This is a genomic window from uncultured Agitococcus sp., from assembly GCF_937920075.1.
GTDB lineage: Bacteria > Pseudomonadota > Gammaproteobacteria > Pseudomonadales > Moraxellaceae > Agitococcus.
On the sequence record NZ_CALETI010000106.1, the window covers coordinates 1 to 2,490 of the forward strand.

Below are 2,490 nucleotides of genomic sequence, written 5' to 3' on the forward strand. Positions count from 1 at the left end.
GTCTAGCACTTACTCTAACCATGCCATTAGGTGCTTGTTGGCTATGGCCATACTCTAATTTTTTAGCGTATGGTAATTTGTTTGTTAAATAAAATACATGGCCGTTTGCGGCTTTAGCAAAAGGTATAACGTGGTCAATTGAGCCGTTACGATTAGCAGGCTTCACCGCTCCGTTATACGGTTGGTCTAGCGATGCTTGCCAATTTGCTCTAAATAATCCTGTATCAACAGGACTCATACGCTCTACTTGTGAGCTGATATTGATACAAAAAGCCGCCACCGCCTTGGCTTGTGTAATTGCTAACTTACGCGCTAGTTTCTCAATATCGCTATTAAATGACATTATAAACGCCCTTGCACAATGTACAAAATGTTTGTATCGCTTGGTTTAATCTCTTTAAGCCCAATAATACTATATTGTAATCCGTTTGTTTCGATGCGCTGCTTTGTGCTTAGTGTAAACGCACTAGACACCAAAAACTTGACATCATGCGCGGCTAGTAAAAAATCATTGTTATCTAAAGCATTAAAACTGCTTTGTACTAGCTTTATTGTCTCGCTCGATTGACTAACAGTAGGCTGATAGTCTGCGCCTGTATTTGTCTCTGTAATCAATAAAGCATCGCGGCCATTTTCGCGTATCAACCGCTCAGCTAATACTGCTACATTACCATAATCAATAGCCATTTATAGCGTCCTCATAACTGCCGTACTTGATGCAATATAGTCGGCTAAGGCTGCATTGATAGAACGTGCAATCGGTGCGCTCGATGCGTTTGGTTGATACTCTACTTCTAGTACGTCCACTTTCTCACGCTTTACTGCTCGCTCGACTGTGGCCAAAGGGTCATAACCATTAGCAATTGATAATGCAATAACGTGTTGCGCTTTAATAATACCGCTAGGCACAACGGAACTATCTAACAAAACATTATCAACATAGACGTATTGGCGCGGCCAATCATTAGCCTGTGCGTAATCCGTTTTTTGACCTTTCCAACATTGCGCCTCCATAAAATCAAAGGCTTTGGTGAGATAAATCGAAGCGTTAGGCGTTGTGACAGTTACGCCACGCGCTAATGCAAATGCGATAAACGCATCGTCTGTTGTATAGCCTATTGTTACCGTCATGCTTTAAACCCTCAAAAAAGGGGCAATTAAGCCCCTTTGATGTTGCTGATTAACCAAGCAAGGTTGCGGTGTGTTCAGGTTTGATGTTTTTAACACCCCATGCCAACGCAATTTCATAACGGATTTTGCGGTAGCCTGGATACATTGACACTTCAAAAGCCAAGCCAGAGCGTGGGTCTTGAATCGTCATTACATCAATGGCCATGTCGCCTTCTTGTGGACGCTCAGGCATACGAGTAGCCAACACAATCGCGCTACGGCTAAACGCCATATTACGAGGCGATGTTGCGAGTACAGTAATGGCACGAGTAGCGACACCTTGCGCTTTGCGCAAGCCAGGTGCGGCCAACGTAATCGTGTCACCGCTTGCAGGGTTTGCACCTGCGAAGCTAACAGCACTAACAACGTATTGATTGGTATCGTTAGCAAACGTAATAACATCACCTGCGGCAACTACGCCTGTACCTGCGGTAGCTAAAGGAATAACTGTTTGACCAACAGTAAACGCCGCGCTAGTGCTTGTGGCACTTGCCATTGCACCGCTTGCAGGATTATAAACCTGTGCAGATTCGCGAATCGCTACACCGCTAGGCATGGTTAAAACGCCTTGACCTGCCAATGTTTCGGCTGCTTTGTCACGAGCCGAATTGATGTTAAACAAGGTTTGTAAATTAGCACCAGCGTTAGTATCAATAACTAATTGCAAATCGCTTGTTGGTGCGCCATTATCAACCAAGATTTTACGCGCTGCACTTAATGCGGCTGTATTAGTGATAAATGGCACAGTGCCAACAGTACCTGCTGCGCGGCTGGTGGTTGCATATAATGCAGCAAGGTCTAGCTCGACAGCGTTAGCCAATGTACGCATGGCTTGAGCAATTTGATTGGCGCGAATAGTTAAATAACCTGCACCGCTATTTAAACCCACCTGCTCGTTACCTTCCCACGAAAACGGCACGGCTTTGGATCTAGTAATAACAACGCTCGTATTACCAATAGTTTGGTCGGCTGCACTTGGTACAGACATGGCAGGCGTGGTGTCAATCATGCTATTACTAGATGGTGAAACAGGTACTTTTACCGCTTGACCAACTGCCGCACGATTTACGCTAGAATCAACAGTAACGGCAGGAATAAAGCCGATAAGCTCACGACTAACAACATCAAGAGCCGCGTATAAATCAGGGATTAAACCCGTTAAAGTGTTAGACATAATAAAAACCTCTAATTAGTGATTGTGCCGCCACTTTTAAAATGTGCAGCTCTTGCGCTTTGACTCATTGAGTCAAATTGCGCTCGTGTGATTGTTTTAGCAGCACCGCCACCATTTGAAGCATTAGTGCCAAAGCCCCCGCTTGA

3 protein-coding genes and 1 pseudogene are annotated in these 2,490 nt (G+C 44.7%); all 4 read right to left on the reverse strand.

From position 1 onward, the window contains the following. A pseudogene (locus Q0212_RS03815) lies at positions 1-343 on the reverse strand (hypothetical protein); the annotation flags it as partial. Continuing rightward, positions 343-687 carry a hypothetical protein gene (locus Q0212_RS03820; protein ID WP_297922463.1) on the reverse strand — a complete coding sequence of 115 codons (345 nt, stop codon included), beginning with the start codon at positions 685-687 and terminating at the stop codon, positions 343-345. The pseudogene Q0212_RS03815 and the gene Q0212_RS03820, both read right to left, overlap by 1 nt. Continuing rightward, positions 688-1,131: a DnaT-like ssDNA-binding protein gene (locus tag Q0212_RS03825; RefSeq protein WP_297922466.1), complete on the reverse strand. Its 444-nt coding sequence runs from the start codon at positions 1,129-1,131 to the stop codon at positions 688-690. Between the two features lie 49 nt (positions 1,132-1,180). Continuing rightward, the gene (locus tag Q0212_RS03830; RefSeq protein WP_297922469.1) at positions 1,181-2,344 is read right to left on the reverse strand and encodes a P22 coat - protein 5 family protein; all 1,164 of its coding nucleotides are present in this window, start codon (positions 2,342-2,344) and stop codon (positions 1,181-1,183) included. Positions 2,345-2,490: the final 146 nt, after the last annotated feature.